General features: G+C 71.4%; 13 protein-coding genes. 10 read left to right on the plus strand and 3 right to left on the minus strand.

Annotated features, from left to right (window positions below):
• The first annotated feature begins 40 nt into the window (after window positions 1–40).
• From AB0M43_RS15550 to AB0M43_RS15580, 7 genes are all read left to right on the plus strand, one after another.
• Window positions 41–382, plus strand: a complete 342-nt coding sequence (locus AB0M43_RS15550; protein WP_363725016.1) for an STAS domain-containing protein — start codon at window positions 41–43, stop codon at window positions 380–382.
• Window positions 383–387: 5 nt separating this feature from the next.
• Window positions 388–792, plus strand: coding sequence for an ATP-binding protein (locus AB0M43_RS15555; RefSeq protein ID WP_363725018.1), 405 nt, complete (start codon window positions 388–390; stop codon window positions 790–792).
• Window positions 793–1,127: 335 nt separating this feature from the next.
• Window positions 1,128–2,747: a carboxylesterase family protein gene (locus AB0M43_RS15560; RefSeq protein ID WP_363725020.1), complete on the plus strand. Its 1,620-nt coding sequence runs from the start codon at window positions 1,128–1,130 to the stop codon at window positions 2,745–2,747.
• Window positions 2,748–2,921: 174 nt separating this feature from the next.
• Window positions 2,922–3,338, plus strand: coding sequence for a hypothetical protein (locus AB0M43_RS15565; protein WP_363725022.1), 417 nt, complete (start codon window positions 2,922–2,924; stop codon window positions 3,336–3,338).
• Window positions 3,339–3,412: 74 nt separating this feature from the next.
• On the plus strand, window positions 3,413–4,207 hold the full coding sequence (locus AB0M43_RS15570) for an alpha/beta hydrolase (RefSeq protein WP_363725024.1): 795 nt from the start codon (window positions 3,413–3,415) through the stop codon (window positions 4,205–4,207).
• Window positions 4,208–4,628: 421 nt separating this feature from the next.
• Entirely contained in the window at window positions 4,629–6,989 is a 2,361-nt protein-coding gene (locus AB0M43_RS15575) for a sodium-translocating pyrophosphatase (RefSeq protein ID WP_363725026.1), read from the plus strand.
• A gap of 234 nt (window positions 6,990–7,223) precedes the next feature.
• The gene (locus AB0M43_RS15580) at window positions 7,224–7,865 is read left to right on the plus strand and encodes a class I SAM-dependent methyltransferase (RefSeq protein ID WP_363725028.1); all 642 of its coding nucleotides are present in this window, start codon (window positions 7,224–7,226) and stop codon (window positions 7,863–7,865) included.
• A gap of 110 nt (window positions 7,866–7,975) precedes the next feature.
• On the opposite strand, the gene AB0M43_RS15585 is transcribed toward AB0M43_RS15580, so the two are convergent.
• Complete coding sequence (locus tag AB0M43_RS15585) at window positions 7,976–8,521, minus strand: hypothetical protein (RefSeq protein WP_363725030.1); 546 nt, start codon at window positions 8,519–8,521, stop codon at window positions 7,976–7,978.
• 56 nt (window positions 8,522–8,577) lie between these two features.
• Between AB0M43_RS15585 and AB0M43_RS15590 the strand changes: the two genes are divergently transcribed.
• Window positions 8,578–9,156: a hypothetical protein gene (locus tag AB0M43_RS15590; protein ID WP_363725032.1), complete on the plus strand. Its 579-nt coding sequence runs from the start codon at window positions 8,578–8,580 to the stop codon at window positions 9,154–9,156.
• 164 nt (window positions 9,157–9,320) lie between these two features.
• Window positions 9,321–12,137, plus strand: a complete 2,817-nt coding sequence (gene topA, locus AB0M43_RS15595; protein WP_363725034.1) for a type I DNA topoisomerase — start codon at window positions 9,321–9,323, stop codon at window positions 12,135–12,137.
• Between the two features lie 95 nt (window positions 12,138–12,232).
• Here topA and AB0M43_RS15600 read toward each other — a convergent pair whose 3' ends face one another.
• Window positions 12,233–13,507 (minus strand): D-arabinono-1,4-lactone oxidase, encoded by a 1,275-nt coding sequence (locus tag AB0M43_RS15600; protein WP_363725036.1) that lies wholly within the window; start codon window positions 13,505–13,507, stop codon window positions 12,233–12,235.
• Between the two features lie 202 nt (window positions 13,508–13,709).
• Here AB0M43_RS15600 and AB0M43_RS15605 point away from each other — a divergent pair, with 202 nt between their 5' ends.
• The gene (locus AB0M43_RS15605) at window positions 13,710–14,246 is read left to right on the plus strand and encodes a TetR/AcrR family transcriptional regulator (RefSeq protein WP_363725766.1); all 537 of its coding nucleotides are present in this window, start codon (window positions 13,710–13,712) and stop codon (window positions 14,244–14,246) included.
• 55 nt (window positions 14,247–14,301) lie between these two features.
• On the opposite strand, the gene AB0M43_RS15610 is transcribed toward AB0M43_RS15605, so the two are convergent.
• On the minus strand, window positions 14,302–15,411 hold the full coding sequence (locus AB0M43_RS15610) for a helix-turn-helix transcriptional regulator (protein ID WP_363725038.1): 1,110 nt from the start codon (window positions 15,409–15,411) through the stop codon (window positions 14,302–14,304).
• Window positions 15,412–15,488 lie beyond the last annotated feature (77 nt).

Below are 15,488 nucleotides of genomic sequence, written 5' to 3' on the forward strand. Positions count from 1 at the left end.
CATGCACTCTGACACATCCAGAAGATGGTTAGATTCACCCATGGAGCTGTCGCTCGAAACCGAGGCTGTCGAGGACCGCACGCTGTTGCGGGTCGGCGGGGAGATCGACGTGTACACGGCCCCGAGCCTGCGGGAGCGGTTGGTCGAGCTGGCCGACGGCGGGGCACGTCACATAGTCGTGGACCTGGAGATGGTGGAGTTCCTGGACTCGACCGGGCTGGGCGTGCTGGTGGGGGGCCTGAAACGGGCCCGGGCCAGCGACGGGACGTTCGTGCTCGTCTGTGACCAGCCCCGACTGCTCAAGATCTTTCGGATCACCGGGCTCGAGCGGGTCTTCGAGCTCTATCCATCGGTGACCGACGCGCTGGCTGGAGCGCGGTAACCGGGATGCCGACGGTTCGGCTGCGTTTCTCACCGTCGCCGGCGCACGTGCGTACGGCGCGCCTCGTCGCGGTCGCCTGCGGGCGTCGCGCGGGTGTCGCCGTGGACCGCCTGGAGGAGCTGAAGCTCGCGGTGGGCGAGGCGTGTGCCCGCGCGGTCGCCCGGCACCGGCGGGGCGGTCTCAGCGATCTGGTCCTGTTGGAGCTGGTGGACGACGCCGGGTTCGAGGTCCGGGTGCTGGACTACGCGCCGGCCGATCCGGGCAATCCGGATGACCCGGAGGAGACGGTGGTCGCCGAGGCGGGTGTCGCGCTGCTCGCGGAGTCGGCCGACGTCCTGAAGGTCACCCCGGGCGCCGACGGCATCGGCAGCACCATCTCCCTGTGGTGGCCCACCGCGACCCACCGCTGAACCCCTTCGACGGGTACCGGCGCCCGCGCGGTCGCCCGGCACCGGCCCGTCACGGCTGAGCCGACCCGGCAGGCGACCCGCCCGGCACCCCTGGCGCTGACGTCGACTTCTCCGTCGCCGAGGTCGCCCCGCCGTCGCCAGGCCTCTCTGCCCCCCGTTGCCAGGGCTGCCCCGCTATCCGGGGCGGATCGGCCCCGGGGCGCGCCGCCGACCGGAGCGGACGATGCCTCCCCGGTCGGTACCCCTCCGAAGGTGTCTCGGGTCTGAAAGCCCCTGACTAGGTCGGTCAGCGTTCGGTGCCCGGTCGGTCAGTGCCGCCCCGCACCCTCTGCGGCATGAGAAAAACGACCGCCGCCCTGGCCGCGACCGCCACCCTCGCGGCCCTCCTCACCCTCGCGACCCCGGCCTCCGCCGCCCCGGCCCAGCCCGCGACCGGCCCCTCACCCAACACCACGCCCGCCAGCACCGCGCCCGCCAACGCCACGCCCACCAACGCCACGGGCGACGTGGTCCGCACCCGCTCCGGCCCGGTGCGCGGCACGGTCACCCCCACGACCCGCACCTTCCAGAACATCCCGTTCGCCGCCCCGCCCACCGGCGCCGCCCGCTACAGCCCGCCCCGCCCGGTCACCCCCTGGCGGGACACCCGGGACGCCACCCGCCCCGGCGCCGCCTGCGCCCAGCCCGTGGGCCTGCCGGTCGGCCGGCCGAGTACCGAGGAGGACTGCCTGGTCCTGAACGTGACCACCCCGCGCACGGACCGGCGCGACCTGCCGGTGATCGTCTGGCTGCACGGCGGCGGCCTGGTCTACGGCGTCGGCGACGTGTACGACGCCGAGCGGCTCGCCCGGCAGGGGCAGGCCGTCGTCGTCACGGTGAACTACCGGCTCGGCGTGTTCGGCTTCCTGGCGCACCCGGCGCTCGGCCCGGACTCCGGCAACCTGGGGCTGGCCGACCAGCAGGCGGCACTGCGCTGGGTGCGCGACAACGCCCGCTCCTTCGGCGGGGACCCGGGGAACGTGACGGTGTCGGGGGAGTCCGGCGGCGGGTTCAGCGTGTGCGCGCACCTGGCGTCGCCGGCCTCGGCAGGGCTGTTCCACCGGGCGATCCTGCAGCGCGCGCCGTGCACCGGTTGGGGCAGCCGGCCCCGGGCGGAGTCCGAGCGGCTCGGGCTGGACCTGGCCGCGCGGATGGGCTGCCCCGATCCGGCCGTCGCCGCCGCCTGCCTGCGGGGCACCGACGCCGCCGCGATGATGGCGGCCACGCCGATGGTCACCGAGATGCAGTACGAGACCGGGGGCGCGCTGTTGCCGGTCAGCCCCGGGGAGGCGTTCGCGTCGGGCCGGTTCAACCGGGTGCCGGTGCTGTTCGGGATCAACCACGACGAGGAGCGGCTGATGGTGGCCGGGGAGGAGTTCTTCACGGGGCGCCCGCTGACCCGGGAGGAGTACGAGGCCCGGGTCCGGGCGACGTTCGGGGAGCGGGCCGGGCGGGTGCTCGCCGAGTACCCGGTCGGGAACCGGTCGCCCGGGCTCACCCTGGCGACGGTGCAGACCGATCACACCTGGGCGCGGCCGGCCGTGGACACGCTGCGGCTGCTGTCCCGGCGGACACCGACGTTCGGCTACGAGCTGGCCGAGCAGCGCACCCCGGCCATGGTCGGGTTCCCCGAGCTGAGTTTCCCGCTGGGCGCCCCGCACACCGGCGACCTGCCGTACCTGTTCGACATGCCCTTCATGGCCCGCCCCGACGCCGAACAGTCCCGCCTGGCCACCGAGATGATCGGGTACTGGACCCGCTTCGCCCGCACCGGCGACCCGAACGGCGGCGGCGCGCCGTGCTGGCCGGCCCAGACTCCGGGGCGACCGTTCACGATGTCGCTGGACGTGGCCGGCAGCCACGGCACGGACCTCGCGGCGAACCACCGGTACGCCTTCTGGTCCCAGCTCGGCTGACCACAGAGCCCGGGGGCGCCGCATCCACACCGGGTGCGGCGCCCTACGCCGGCCCGCGTCCCACGGCGACCCTGGACCACCCGGCACCGGTCACGGCACCCACGGGCTCGGCCGTTCGGCCCGTTCCCCGTGCCGGGAATGGTGATCACCGATGGCGGATGACACTCTGTTCCGGTGACGACTCCCGCCGCCCCGCCCCCGCCCGCCGAGCGCCCCGCCCGGGCCGGGTTGCCGAAGCCCGTGCTGGTCGGGCTCGCCGTGGTCGGGGCGGTGGCCCTGTTCGTCGGCTCCGCCGCGCTGGTCTACACCCTGAACGGCGGCGGCAGTGCCGGGCACGAGATCCGCTTCGAGATCACGTCGACGGCGACGGACCCGGCCACGGTCAACTGGTCCGGCAACGCCGACTCGGAGATCCTCACGAACGAGCCCCTGCCGTGGTCGAAGACGGTGAGCCTGCGGGACGGCATCGTCGGGGTGACGGCGTCGGCCCCGGCCGGGGTCCTCACGTGCCGGCTGCTGGTCGACGGCAGGCAGGTGGACAGGAACCAGGCGGACCTGGTCGTCAACTGCTCGGCCACCGTGTCCAGGTAGGACGACGACCTCCCGGTCCGGCGGAGGGCTCCACCGGGCAGCGTCGGAGCCCTGCCGGGCCTAGGGTCGGGCCCATGCGCCCACCACTCCACGTCACCGTCTGGGACTCCTCCGCGGACACCGACGCCACCCCCGTCGTCCTCGTGCACGGCACCCTCAACTGGGGCGCCCTCGCGTTCGAGGAACAGAGACCCCTTTCCCGGTACCGGCGGCTGCTCGTCCCCGACCGGCGCGGCTTCGGGGCCAGCCCGGACCTGACCGGCGGCGCGTACACCAGCGACTACGACGTGGACGCCGAGGACATCGTGGAGCTGCTGGGCGCCGGCGCGCACCTGGTCGGCCACTCCTACGGCGGGGTGGTCGCGCTGCTGGCCGCCGGACGCCGGCCCGACCTGGTCGCCTCCCTCGCGCTGATCGAGCCGGCCGCGCACATGCTGGCCCTCGACCGGCCGCTGGTCGCCGGGTCGGTCGCGAACGCGCGCCGGTACATGGCGGGTGCGCGGACGTCGACGGCGGAGGAGTACCTGGAGGTCGTGTTCGGGGACCGGCCCCGCCCGGGGCCGGCGGACCGGCTGCTGCGGGCCGCGCACTCGGCGTTGCACGAGCGGCCCTGTTGGCTGGCGGAGATCCCGACCGGGGCGCTCGCCGAAGCCGCGTTCCCGAAGCTGGTCCTCACCGGCGCCTGGGACATCGACGCGCCCGGGTACCGGCCCGAGATGGGTGCCGTGATCCAACTCGTCGGGGAGGCGGTCGCCGCCCGGATCGGGGCGCGACTCGTCCGGGTCGGGGGCGCGGCGCACGAGGTCCAGCGCGAACAGGCAGAAGCGACAAACGCGCTGCTCACAGACTTGTGGGCTATGTGCGGATAAGTACGCCCGGGTGGGGTGCGGGGGGTCGAGGCGGTGTCGCAGTACCCGAATGATGATCCTGATCTGTCGATCTTTGGTGGCGCAAATCACTACGTGGCATTTGGGGCCTCGCCCGGTCCCGGCTCAGACCAAGGGTGACCTGCATAGACCGCGCACAACTTCGACTCCCACCAAGATCCCTAGCATAGAGACGAAAGTCTTTCAAAAAGAGGTGGAGGCAGATGTGACTACGCCCACGATCTCGGGCTAGAGTACGCGGGTCGTGTCACAGCGTTCCCGTGCTGTGACACGTCGGCGTCGACCCGCCAGGGCCGACGGGGATCGCTACTCCACATGTGGAGCACGCCGCCCTCGGCGGGCCACGGAGCGGCCCGACCGCTTCCTGAAGCCGTTAGCTGGGCGCTCGTTATCAGGAGGACGGATGTCCGCAGTACCTCTCGCCGTCGGCGGGAACGGGGCGGCCCTGACTGGTTCGAACACCACCTACGTGATCATCGCCGCCGCCATCGCGCTCCTCGCGCTCGGCTTCGCGGCAGGTCTCGTCAAGGCGGTTCTCGCCACCGACAAGGGCACCCAGAAGATGCAAGACATCGCCGGGGCCGTACAGGAGGGCGCCAGCGCCTACCTGAACCGCCAGTTCAAGGCGCTGGCAGTACTGGTCGTCATCGCGGTGGGCCTGTTGTGGCTTCTGCCGGCCGATGGCGGCAACTCGATCCGGTTCGGCCGCTCGGCGTTCTTCATCGTCGGCGCGCTGTTCAGCGGCTTCATCGGCTGGGCCGGCATGTCGCTGGCCACCCGCGCGAACCTGCGGGTCGCCGCCGCCGCCCGGATCAGTGAGGGCGGCCGCGAGACCGCCATGCAGATCGCGTTCCGGACCGGCGGCGTCGTCGGCTTCCTCACCGTCGGCCTCGGCCTGTTCGGTGCGGCGCTGGTCGTGCTGCTGTACAAGGGCGACGCGCCCACCGTGCTGGAGGGCTTCGGCTTCGGCGCCGCGCTGCTCGCGATGTTCATGCGGGTCGGCGGCGGCATCTTCACGAAGGCCGCCGACGTCGGCGCCGACCTGGTCGGCAAGATCGAGAAGGGCATCCCGGAGGACGACCCGCGCAACGCCGCGACCATCGCGGACAACGTGGGCGACAACGTGGGTGACTGCGCCGGCATGGCCGCCGACCTGTTCGAGTCGTACGCGGTGACCCTCGTCGCCGCCCTGATCCTCGGCAGCGCGACCTTCGGCAGCGAGGGCCTCGTGTTCCCGCTGATCGTGCCGGCCCTCGGTGTGCTCACCGCCATCATCGGCGTGTTCATCACCCGGCTCCGCAAGAGCGACAAGAGCGGCATGACCGCGATCAACCGCGCCTTCTACATCTCGGCCGCGATCGCCGCGATCCTGTGTGGCGTGGCGTCGTACGCGTACCTGCCGGCCACGTTCGCGGAGCTCGACACCACGGACAAGGCGATCCTCGCGCACGGCGGCGACCCGCGGCTGTTCGCGATCGGCGCCGTCGTCATCGGCATCGTGCTCGCGGCGATCATCCAGGCCCTCACCGGGTACTTCACGGAGACCTCCCGCAAGCCCGTCCGCGACATCGGCAAGTCGGCCCTGACCGGCCCGGCGACCGTCGTGCTCGCCGGCATCTCCGTCGGCCTCGAGTCGGCCGTCTACACCGCGCTGGTGATCGGCGCGGCCGTGTTCGGCGCGTACCTGCTCGGCGGCGGCGTGCTGCTGCTGTCGCTGTTCGCGGTGGCGCTGGCCGGTTGCGGTCTGCTCACCACGGTCGGCGTCATCGTGGCCATGGACACGTTCGGCCCGATCTCCGACAACGCGCAGGGCATCGCCGAGATGTCCGGCGACATCGACGAGAAGGGTGCCCGCACCCTGACCGACCTCGACGCGGTGGGCAACACCACCAAGGCGATCACCAAGGGCATCGCGATCGCCACGGCCGTGCTCGCGGCGACCGCCCTGTTCGGCGCGTTCACGGCGATCCTGCGCACCGCGCTGGAGAAGACCGGCGCGGACGCGGTGTCGACGGTCGAGAAGCTCGACAGGTACATCCTGGACATGCTCAACGTGTCCGACCCGCGCAACCTCGTCGGCCTGATCGTCGGCGCGGCGGTCGTGTTCCTCTTCTCGGGGCTCGCGATCAACGCGGTGTCGCGCTCGGCCATGGCCGTGGTGTTCGAGGTCCGTCGCCAGTTCCGCGAGTTCCCCGGCATCATGGACGGCACCCAGCGTCCGGAGTACGGCAAGGTCGTGGACATCTGCACCCGGGACGCGCAGCGCGAGCTGATCACCCCGGGTCTGCTGGCCGTGATGGCCCCGGTGGCCGTGGGCTTCGGGCTGGGCGTGGGCGCGCTGGGCGCGTACCTGGCCGGCGCGATCGCCACCGGCACCCTGATGGCCGTGTTCCTCGCCAACTCCGGTGGCGCGTGGGACAACGCGAAGAAGATGGTCGAGGACGGCGCGTACGGCGGCAAGGGTTCGCCGGCGCACGAGGCGACCATCATCGGCGACACCGTCGGTGACCCGTTCAAGGACACCGCCGGCCCGGCCATCAACCCGCTGATCAAGGTCATGAACCTGGTCGCGCTGCTCATCGCCCCGGCGGTCGTCCTGCTCAGCCTCGGCGCTGACATGAACAACGGCATCCGGATCGGGATCGCGGTCGCGGCGTCCGCCGTCATCTTCCTCGCGGTGCTGATCAACAAGCGTCGTCCGAGCGCGGTGGACGCCGCCGAGGAGACGAACGGCAGCGAGGCGCAGGAGAAGGTGAACGCGTAACACCACGTTCGATCGAGGGGGCCCGGCGCGTTGGCGTCGGGCCCCCTTGTCTTCGGCGCGGGCGGAAGCCCCTTGGGTGCCGGATGCCCCTCGGGCAGGGCTCGAAAAGAGCCAGATCCCTTTCTGGGTACCGGAAGAGCGGCCCCAACGGGTGTCGGGTGTCCGCCAGGGCGCTGACGAGAGCCGGACGTTTCCAGGGACCCCCCGAGGCCCGGCCCCCGATAGCCTGGTCGGGTGACTGCGCCCAGCTATGACAAGGTCGCCGCCCGCTACCTAAACGAGGTCGGTGACGAACTCGCCGGCAAGCCACTGGACCGGGGACTCCTCCTCGCCCTCCTCGAACTCGCGGGTCCAGGCCCGGTCGCCGACCTGGGCGCGGGCCCCGGGCACGTCGCGGACTTCCTGCGCGGCCACGGGGCCGACGTGTTCGGCCTGGACCTCTCGCAGGGGATGTGCGCCACGGGCGCGGGGCGGTACGCGCTGCCGATGGTCGCCGGCGACCTCACCCGGCTCCCGCTCCGGTCGGGCTCGCTGAGCGCGCTGACGGCCCTGTACACCGTCATCCACCTCTACGCCGAGGACCGCGCCCGCGCGTACGGGGAGTTCGCCCGGGTGCTGCGGCCCGGCGGGTACGCGCTGGTGGCTTTCCACGTGTCCGACGCCGAGCACCTGGCCGGCGAGGCGCTGACGATGGACTCCTGGTGGGGCGAGAGCGTCGACCTGACGTTCCGGTTCCTGGACCCGGCGGCCGAGCAGGGCGGCATGTCCCGGGCGGGGCTGGAGATCGTCAGCACCGTCGAGCGCACGCCGCTCGACCCGGCCGAGCACCAGAGCAACCGGGCCTACCTGCTGGCCAGGAGACCCGTCACGGCGTGACCCATCAGGGGACCCGTCACGGCCTGACCCACCAGGAGACCGCCACGGCCTGACCCGCCAAGGGCCCCGTGACAGGGTGTCCGTGACGTCGCGCCCGGCCCGGCGGCCCGTCAGGACGTGGACTGGCAGTTCTTCGCCGTCGTGAACGCCTTCTTCAACTCCGCCGAGTCCAGCTTGGCCGGATCGGCGGAGTCCGGCTGGTACTCCTGCTTCAACGTCTCCATCGCCGTGGTCACCCCGTCGTAGAACGGCTTGTCCACGTCCGTCGGCAGCCCCTCTATCGTCCGCCGGGCCTTCCCGTAGGCGTCCCGGGCCGCGGCGATGGCCTTGAGGAGCTGGTCGGAGAACTGCGACCCCTTGTCCACGTCGGGCACCCCCGCCCCGGACACGGTGATCCTGGCGGTCTCCGAGGCGCTCTCCGCCCCGCCGAGTAGCCCCAGGAGGCTCTGCTGGGCCTCGTGCGGACTCTTGGCGGTGGCCATGCTGTCCTGGGCGTTCTTGGTGAGCTGGCCGACCTTGACCTGCCAGGTGCGCACGGACACGCACACCGAGTCGGCCCACCGCTCGGGCGCGACGGGGGACTCGCAGCCGGCGAGGAGCCCGCACCCGGTCAGCAGGAGGACGAGGGTCAGAGCTGCGCGGCTGCGTGAGGCCATGCCGGACAGTCTAGGAGCATGTCCCGGGAGCACCGAACAGTCGTACGATGCTCTCGATGAATCAGCTGTCCCTGTTCGCGGCGGAGTCGACCGACCGGAGTCCCCTGGACCTGGCCGGTCTGCTGGCGGGCCCGGGTCAGCTGGTCCGGATGGGCGGCACGGCCCGCGTCTCGGTCGTGGTGGCCGACGAGTGGCGCGCCCTGGCCCTGGCGGGGGAGTACGCGGCCCGGGGCCTGGGCGGCGACCGCACCACGACGGCGGAGGAGCACATCTCCGTCCGGACGGTCTACTCCAAGGAGCTCGCCCCCCTGGGCAACTGGCTGCGCGGCGCGGTGAAGATGCCCCCGGCCGACCTGGAGCTCGACGGGCACAAGCTGCGGCTCTGGGTGATCGCGGCGGGCTGTCCGGGGGACAACCGGAGCTACCACCTGCCGCTGGCCGCCACGGACGAGCGGTCCTGGCGCGCGGTGGGGTCGGCGATCGCCCGGGCGGGGCTCCCGGCGGAGCTGGTCGGGCCCCGGGCGGGCGGCCCGGCGTACCGGATCGTGGGGCGGCGCCGGATGAGCCGGCTGGCCGAGCTGGTGGGGCCCGCTCCGCGCGGGGCGCCGGCTGAGGAGTGGCCGGAGCGGCGCTGAGTACCCCGAAAAATTTTGAAATTACGGTCATATGAGCAGGTTCGAGGGCGAATGAGGGGCCAAATCGCCACCTGCGCAACTGGCCGTTCGGTCGGCGCGTTACGTTTAACTATTGATCGCCGCCTCAAGAAGGCTTGCCTACTGCACTAGGGGACTGGAGTACCGTGCCTCGTTCCACAAGCACCCGCCTGGTCATCGTCGAGTCCGCGGCGAAGGTCAAGATCATCGCGGGCTACCTCGGCTCGGGCTACGTCGTGGAGTCGAGTCTGGGACACGTCCGGGACCTGCCGCGCGGGACGAAGGACCTCCCCGAGGAGTACAAGAAGCAGCCCTGGGCGTATCTGGGCGTCAACGTCGACGACAACTTCACCCCGGTCTACGTGATCAGCGCGGACCGCAAGAAGCAGATCACCAAGCTGAAAGCCCTGATCAAGGACGCCGACGAGCTCTACCTCGCCACAGACGGCGACCGTGAGGGCGAGGCCATCGCCTGGCACCTGATCGAGACGCTCAAGCCCAAGATCCCCGTCCGGCGGATGGTCTTCAACGAGATCACCAAGCCGGCGATCCTCGCGGCGGTGGACAACCTCCGCGACCTGGACAAGGACCTGGTCGACGCCCAGGAGGCGCGCCGGATCCTGGACCGCCTCTACGGGTACGACGTCTCGGCCGTCCTCTGGAAGAAGGTCCAGCGCGGCCTCTCGGCGGGCCGGGTCCAGTCGATCGCCACCCGGATCGTGGTGGAGCGCGAGCGGCAGCGGATGGCCTTCCACGCCGCGACCTACTGGGACATCCTGGCGGCGCTCGTCGGCGGCAAGGAGAAGGGCGCGTTCACGGCGACCCTCAACGCCCTCGACGGCGTGAAGACGGCGACCGGCAAGGACTTCGACCCGGCGACCGGCCAGGTCCGGGTCGGCACCCAGGTCGTGCACCTCGACGAGCAGGGCGCCCGGGGTCTGGCGGCCCGCCTGGAGGGCCGCGACTTCGTGGTGGACCGGGTCGAGGAGAAGCCGTACCGGCGCAAGCCCTACGCGCCGTTCATCACCTCCACCCTGCAGCAGGAGGCGTCGCGGAAGCTGCGGTACTCCTCGCAGCAGACGATGCGGGTGGCCCAGCGGCTGTACGAGAACGGTTACATCACCTACATGCGTACCGACTCGACGAACCTGTCGCAGACGGCGCTCAACGCGGCCCGCCAGCAGGTCCGCGAGCTGTACGGTGACCGGTTCGTGCCCCCGCAGCCCCGGTTGTACACGAAGAAGGCCAAGAACGCCCAGGAGGCCCACGAGGCCATCCGACCGGCCGGTGACGCGTTCCGCACCCCGGGCGACGTGGCCAAGGAGATGCCGGTCGACGAGCTGAAGCTCTACGAGCTGATCTGGCGGCGCACGATCGCGTCCCAGATGACCGACGCGATCGGCAACTCGACCTCGGTCCGGATCAAGGCGAGCACGACGAGCGGCGAGGTCTGCGACTTCACCGCGTCCGGCAAGACGATCACGGACCCGGGCTTCCTGAAGGCGTACGTCGAGTCCACCGACGACGAGAACGAGGAGTCCGAGGACCAGGAGAGCCGGCTGCCGGTGCTGGTCAAGGGCGACCAGCTGCGGGCCGACGCGCTGACCCCCACCGGGCACACCACCCAGCCGCCGTCGCGGTACACGGAGGCCTCGCTGATCAAGGCGATGGAGGAGCTGGGCGTCGGCCGCCCGTCGACGTACACCCCGACGATCCAGACGATCCAGGACCGGGAGTACGTCTTCAAGAAGGGCCAGGCCCTCATCCCGTCCTTCACGGCGTTCGCGGTGATCCAGCTCCTGGAGCAGTACTACCCGCGCCTGGTGGACTACAACTTCACGGCCTCGATGGAAGACGAGCTCGACCAGATCGCGGGCGGCGAGTCCGCGTCCGTCGACTTCCTGCGCGGGTTCTACTTCGGCGGCGAGGACGGCCCCGAGGGTTCGGTGGCCCGCTCCGGCGGCCTGCAGAAGATGGTCACGGAGAACCTGACCGAGATCGACGCGCGCGCCGTCAACTCCATCCCACTGTTCGACGACGTGGTCGTCCGGGTCGGCCGCTACGGTCCGTACCTGCAGAAGGGTGAGGACGCCGAGGCCCGCGCCGCCATCCCGGAGGGGGTGGCCCCCGACGAGCTGACCCGGGAGAAGGTCGAGGAGCTGTTCATCGGCGGTAACGGTGAGCGCGACCTCGGGCCGCACCCGGAGACCGGCGAGCCGATCCTGGTGAAGACGGGCCGCTACGGTCCGTACATCTCCAGCGGGGAGAAGTCGGCGTCGCTGTTCAAGACGCAGTCCCCGGAGACGGTCACGTTCGACGAGGCGGTGCAGCTCCTGACGCTGCCGCGCGTGGTCGGCAAGGACCCGGAGGGCGAGGAGATCGTCGCCACCTCGGGCCGCTACGGGCCGTACATCAAGCGCGGCACGGACTCGCGGTCGATCGAGACCGAGGAGCAGATCTTCACGATCACCCTGGACGAGGCGCTGGCGATCCTGGCCCAGCCGAAGACGCGGGCCGCCCGGGGTGCCGCCAAGCCGCCACTGCGGGAGATGGGTCCGGACCCGGTCACCCAGAACCCGCTGGTCATCAAGGACGGCCGGTTCGGGCCGTACGTGACGGACGGCGAGTACAACGCGTCGCTGCGCCGGGGTGACACGGTCGAGGAGCTGACGATCGAGAAGGCTTCGGAGATGCTCGCCGAGAAGCGGGCGGCCGGGCCGGTGAAGAAGAAGGCGACCAAGAAGGCCGCGACGAAGAAGGCCGACGCCCCGACCGCGAAGAAGGCGGCGGCGGCCAAGAAGACGACGGCCGCGAAGAAGACCACGGCTGCGAAGAAGGCTCCCGCCAAGAAGGCGGCGGCCCCGGTCAAGGAGCTGACCGAGACGCAGAAGGCCAACCTGGCGGTGAAGGCCGCGATGGCCGCCGCGAAGAAGGCCGCGAAGGCGGCGGCCTCGGCCGAGTAGACCCTTCGGGGAGGTGCCGCCGCCCGCGCCGGACGGCGGCACCTTTCCGAGGCCTCCCCAGGCCCTGTTCCGACGGCCCCTCGGGGCCGGAAGACCTAGATCCCGAACACCTTTTCCGTGTACGCGTTCGCGAACCGCCGCCCCGGGTCCAGCTCCTCGCGCAGCCCCAGGAACTCGTCGAACCGGGGATAGGCCGGCCGCAGGTCCTCGGCCGTCCGGTAGTTCATCTTCCCCCAGTGCGGCCGCCCCCCGAGGTCCAGCGCCATCCGCTCGAACTCCCGGAAGTACTCCTCGTACGGCATCCCCAGGTACTGGTGGATCGCGATGTAGCACGAGTCGCGGCCATAGGACGGCGACAGCCACAGCTCGTCGGCCGCCGCGCACCGCACCTCGACCGGGAACACGATGTTGTAGGGCAGCCCCGCGATCACCCGCTGGAGCCCGGCGAACGCCTCCCGGAGCACGGCGCGCGGGAAGCTGTACTCCATCTCCACGAACCGCACCCGGCGCGGCGAGCAGAACACCCGGTGCGAGGCCCCGGTGAACTCGCGCGCGGACAGCACCCGCGCCGACAGCCGGGTGATCGACGGCACGAGTCCCGGCGCGGCCCGCCCGACCCGGCACAGCCCGTCGAACGCGGTGTTGGACAGGAAGTCGTCCTCCAGCCAGCTCTTGAACCCGCCGAGCGGCCGGTCGTCGCGCTCGACCCGGTTGTTGGCCTTGGTGAGCGCGCGGTCGGTGTACGGGAACCAGTAGAACTCGAAGTGGTCGTTGGCGGCGAACAGGTCCTCGTACCCGGCGAGGACGTCGGCCAGGGGGACCGGGCCCTCGGTGGCGTGCAGGACGAACGCCGGGCAGCAGCGGAGTGTGACCTCGGTGAGCACCCCGAGCGCGCCGACCCCGACGACGGCCCCGTCGAACCCGGGCCCGCCCTTCGTGAACCTGCGGACCTCCCCGGTGCCGGTGACCAGCTCCACGGCCTCCACGAACGTGGCCAGGCCGCCGAGTCGGGAACCCGTCCCGTGGGTACCCGTCGAAATGGCCCCCGCGATCGTCTGGGCGTCGATGTCGCCCAGGTTGGGCAGGGCCAGGCCGTGGGAGGCCAGCAGGGGGTTGAGCACGTGCAGCGGCATGCCCGCACCCACGGTGACCAGGTCGTTCTCGATCCGGATCAGGTCGGCGAACCCGTCGAGGGACAGCCGGAGTCCCGTCGTGACGGCCGCCGCGCTGAAGGAGTGCCCGGAGCCGAGCGCTTTTATCGGACCATCGAAGGCCTTGATGGCATCGATAAGCTCGTCCCGAGAGCCCGGGGTAACCGCCCTTGCCGCGGTCTCGCGCTGGTTGCCGGCCCAGTTCCGCCATTCCTGCATGTGACGTGAGTACTCTTCATGTCTGCCCCACGTCAAGGGGCCGGAGGGGGACGGCTCCAGTTCGCTGGGACGAATCGGGCATGATGTGCAGACGGTTAGTGTACGGACACGGAGGCACTAGGACATGGCGGTTAATCAGGTACGCAGCGGGCCACTGCGCCGACTGCCGGTGCAGGAGCGGAGCGCCGCGCGCGTCGAGCGGATGCTGGACGCCTGCGCCGCCCTGGTCGACGAGCTCGGTTACGAGGACCTCACCACCACCCTCGTCGCGGAGCGCGCGGAGGTCGCGATCGGCTCGGTCTACCAGTTCTTCCCGGACAAGCGGGCCCTGGTCCAGGCGCTCACGGAACGCAACCTCGGGGAGTACCTGCGCCGGATCGGCGAGCGGTTCGCCGCCGAGACGGTCGTGCACTGGTGGGACGGCGTGGACGCGGTCATCGAGGAGTACATCGCCCTGCGCCGCGACCTGCCCGGGTTCCGCACCCTGCACTTCGGCGACGTGGTCGACGTGCACCTGCTCGACCCGGAGCTCGACAACAACGCGGCCATCGCGGCGCGGCTCGGCGGGCTGCTCGCGGACCGGTTCGGGGTGAACCCGCCCGAGCTCCAGCTGGCGGTGGCCGTGGAGACCGGCGACGCGCTGATCAAGTTGGCGTTCCGGCGCGACCCGAACGGGGATCCCGAGGTGCTGGCCGAGGGCAAGGCGATGATCCGCGAGTACCTGGCGAAGCACGTCTAGCTCCTGAGCCCCGGACAGCCCGGCCGTCCGGGGCTCCGCCACGGGAGTCCGACCGCTACCAGCGGCGTTTGAGCACGATCGGGCGGTGGGGGCGGTGCTCGCCGGCCAGCTCGCCGAGGAACGTCCGCATGGACAGGCTGCGCTGGTCGGCGGGAAGCCTGTCGTAGGCCTCGCGGGCGCGCTGCCGGGCACCGGCCCGGTCGCCCGCGTCGTGCTCGATGGCGGCCCGGTGCAGTTGCAGGTGCACCGCGTAACGGGCGTGCCCCGCGGGGAGGACCGCCTCGGCCTTGTCCGTGACGGCGGCCGCGCGGGGGTGGCCGAGCCCGGCGAGGATGCCGGAGACGCTGACCTGGTGTCGCCAGTAGGCGATGTCGTAGTCGCTGCCGGCGGAGTCGGAGCCGGAGACGGCCAGCGCCCGGTCGGCGGCGTCGAGCTCGCCTGACAGCTCCCGGTCGTCGCGGGCGCCGAGGGCGGCCCGGGTCAGGTGCGCCCAGACCAGGCCGGTGGTGGGCTGCTGGGCCACCGCGACGGCCTCCTCGGCCCATCGCAGGGCCCGTGGGTGCAGCTCCGGGGTGCTCTCCAGCACCTGGGCGGCGCGGGCGCGGGACCACACCTGGGCGGCGTTGTCCCCGGAGGCGTCGGCGTGCGCGATGCCGCGTTCGAACCAGCCGATCGCGTTCTGCGGGCCGGTCGACGTCGGCGAGGTCTGCCCGAACAGGGTGGCGAACCGGGACGTGAGTTCCAGGTGGCGCGGCGTGGACCTGCCCGAACGCAGGATCGTTAGGTCGCCGAACAGGCCGGCGCGGACGGTGGGCACTTTGGCGATGGACATGTAGTCCGTGGCGCGGGTGGACAGAACCTGCCGCCAGTCGTCGAGGCCGCGCAGCCCGGTCGCCTCGGAGGCCAGAGCGGCCTCCAGGTCCAGGGCCAGGACCGCCGGGGTGACGGTGGCTGCCGCCGCCAGGAACGCGATGACTTCTCTGCGTCGCATCATGTCCGGGTACACCTCTCCGTAGATGGCGACGATCCGCCGGGTGACCGGCCTGCGGCCGTCTTCCATGTTGGCCAGGTAGCTCCGGCTGACCCCGCAACGGCTGGCCATGGCCTTGATCTGGCCACCAGCCCGCTGACGTTCAGCTTTCAAGATGCCGCCAACAGTTGCCATGGACTCACATTCTTCCGCACAAAGGCCGCAGACCCACCGGCAAGGAACAGGTAGGAACACCTACGCGCGCCCGGACC

This window comes from Longispora sp. NPDC051575 (genome assembly GCF_040681875.1).
Taxonomy (GTDB): domain Bacteria; phylum Actinomycetota; class Actinomycetes; order Mycobacteriales; family Micromonosporaceae; genus Longispora.

Bases quoted from the DNA above. Each gene is read 5' to 3' on its own strand.
- AB0M43_RS15590 (WP_363725032.1), top strand. From the start codon at position 8,578: ATGAATCAGCTGTCCCTGTTCGCGGCGGAGTCGACCGACCGGAGTCCC.
- AB0M43_RS15605 (WP_363725766.1), top strand. From the start codon at position 13,710: ATGCTGGACGCCTGCGCCGCCCTGGTCGACGAGCTCGGTTACGAGGAC.
- AB0M43_RS15600 (WP_363725036.1), bottom strand. From the start codon at position 13,507: ATGCAGGAATGGCGGAACTGGGCCGGCAACCAGCGCGAGACCGCGGCA.
- AB0M43_RS15570 (WP_363725024.1), top strand. From the start codon at position 3,413: ATGCGCCCACCACTCCACGTCACCGTCTGGGACTCCTCCGCGGACACC.
- AB0M43_RS15585 (WP_363725030.1), bottom strand. From the start codon at position 8,521: ATGGCCTCACGCAGCCGCGCAGCTCTGACCCTCGTCCTCCTGCTGACC.
- AB0M43_RS15560 (WP_363725020.1), top strand. From the start codon at position 1,128: ATGAGAAAAACGACCGCCGCCCTGGCCGCGACCGCCACCCTCGCGGCC.
- AB0M43_RS15555 (WP_363725018.1), top strand. From the start codon at position 388: ATGCCGACGGTTCGGCTGCGTTTCTCACCGTCGCCGGCGCACGTGCGT.
- AB0M43_RS15550 (WP_363725016.1), top strand. From the start codon at position 41: ATGGAGCTGTCGCTCGAAACCGAGGCTGTCGAGGACCGCACGCTGTTG.
- AB0M43_RS15610 (WP_363725038.1), bottom strand. From the start codon at position 15,411: ATGGCAACTGTTGGCGGCATCTTGAAAGCTGAACGTCAGCGGGCTGGT.
- AB0M43_RS15575 (WP_363725026.1), top strand. From the start codon at position 4,629: ATGTCCGCAGTACCTCTCGCCGTCGGCGGGAACGGGGCGGCCCTGACT.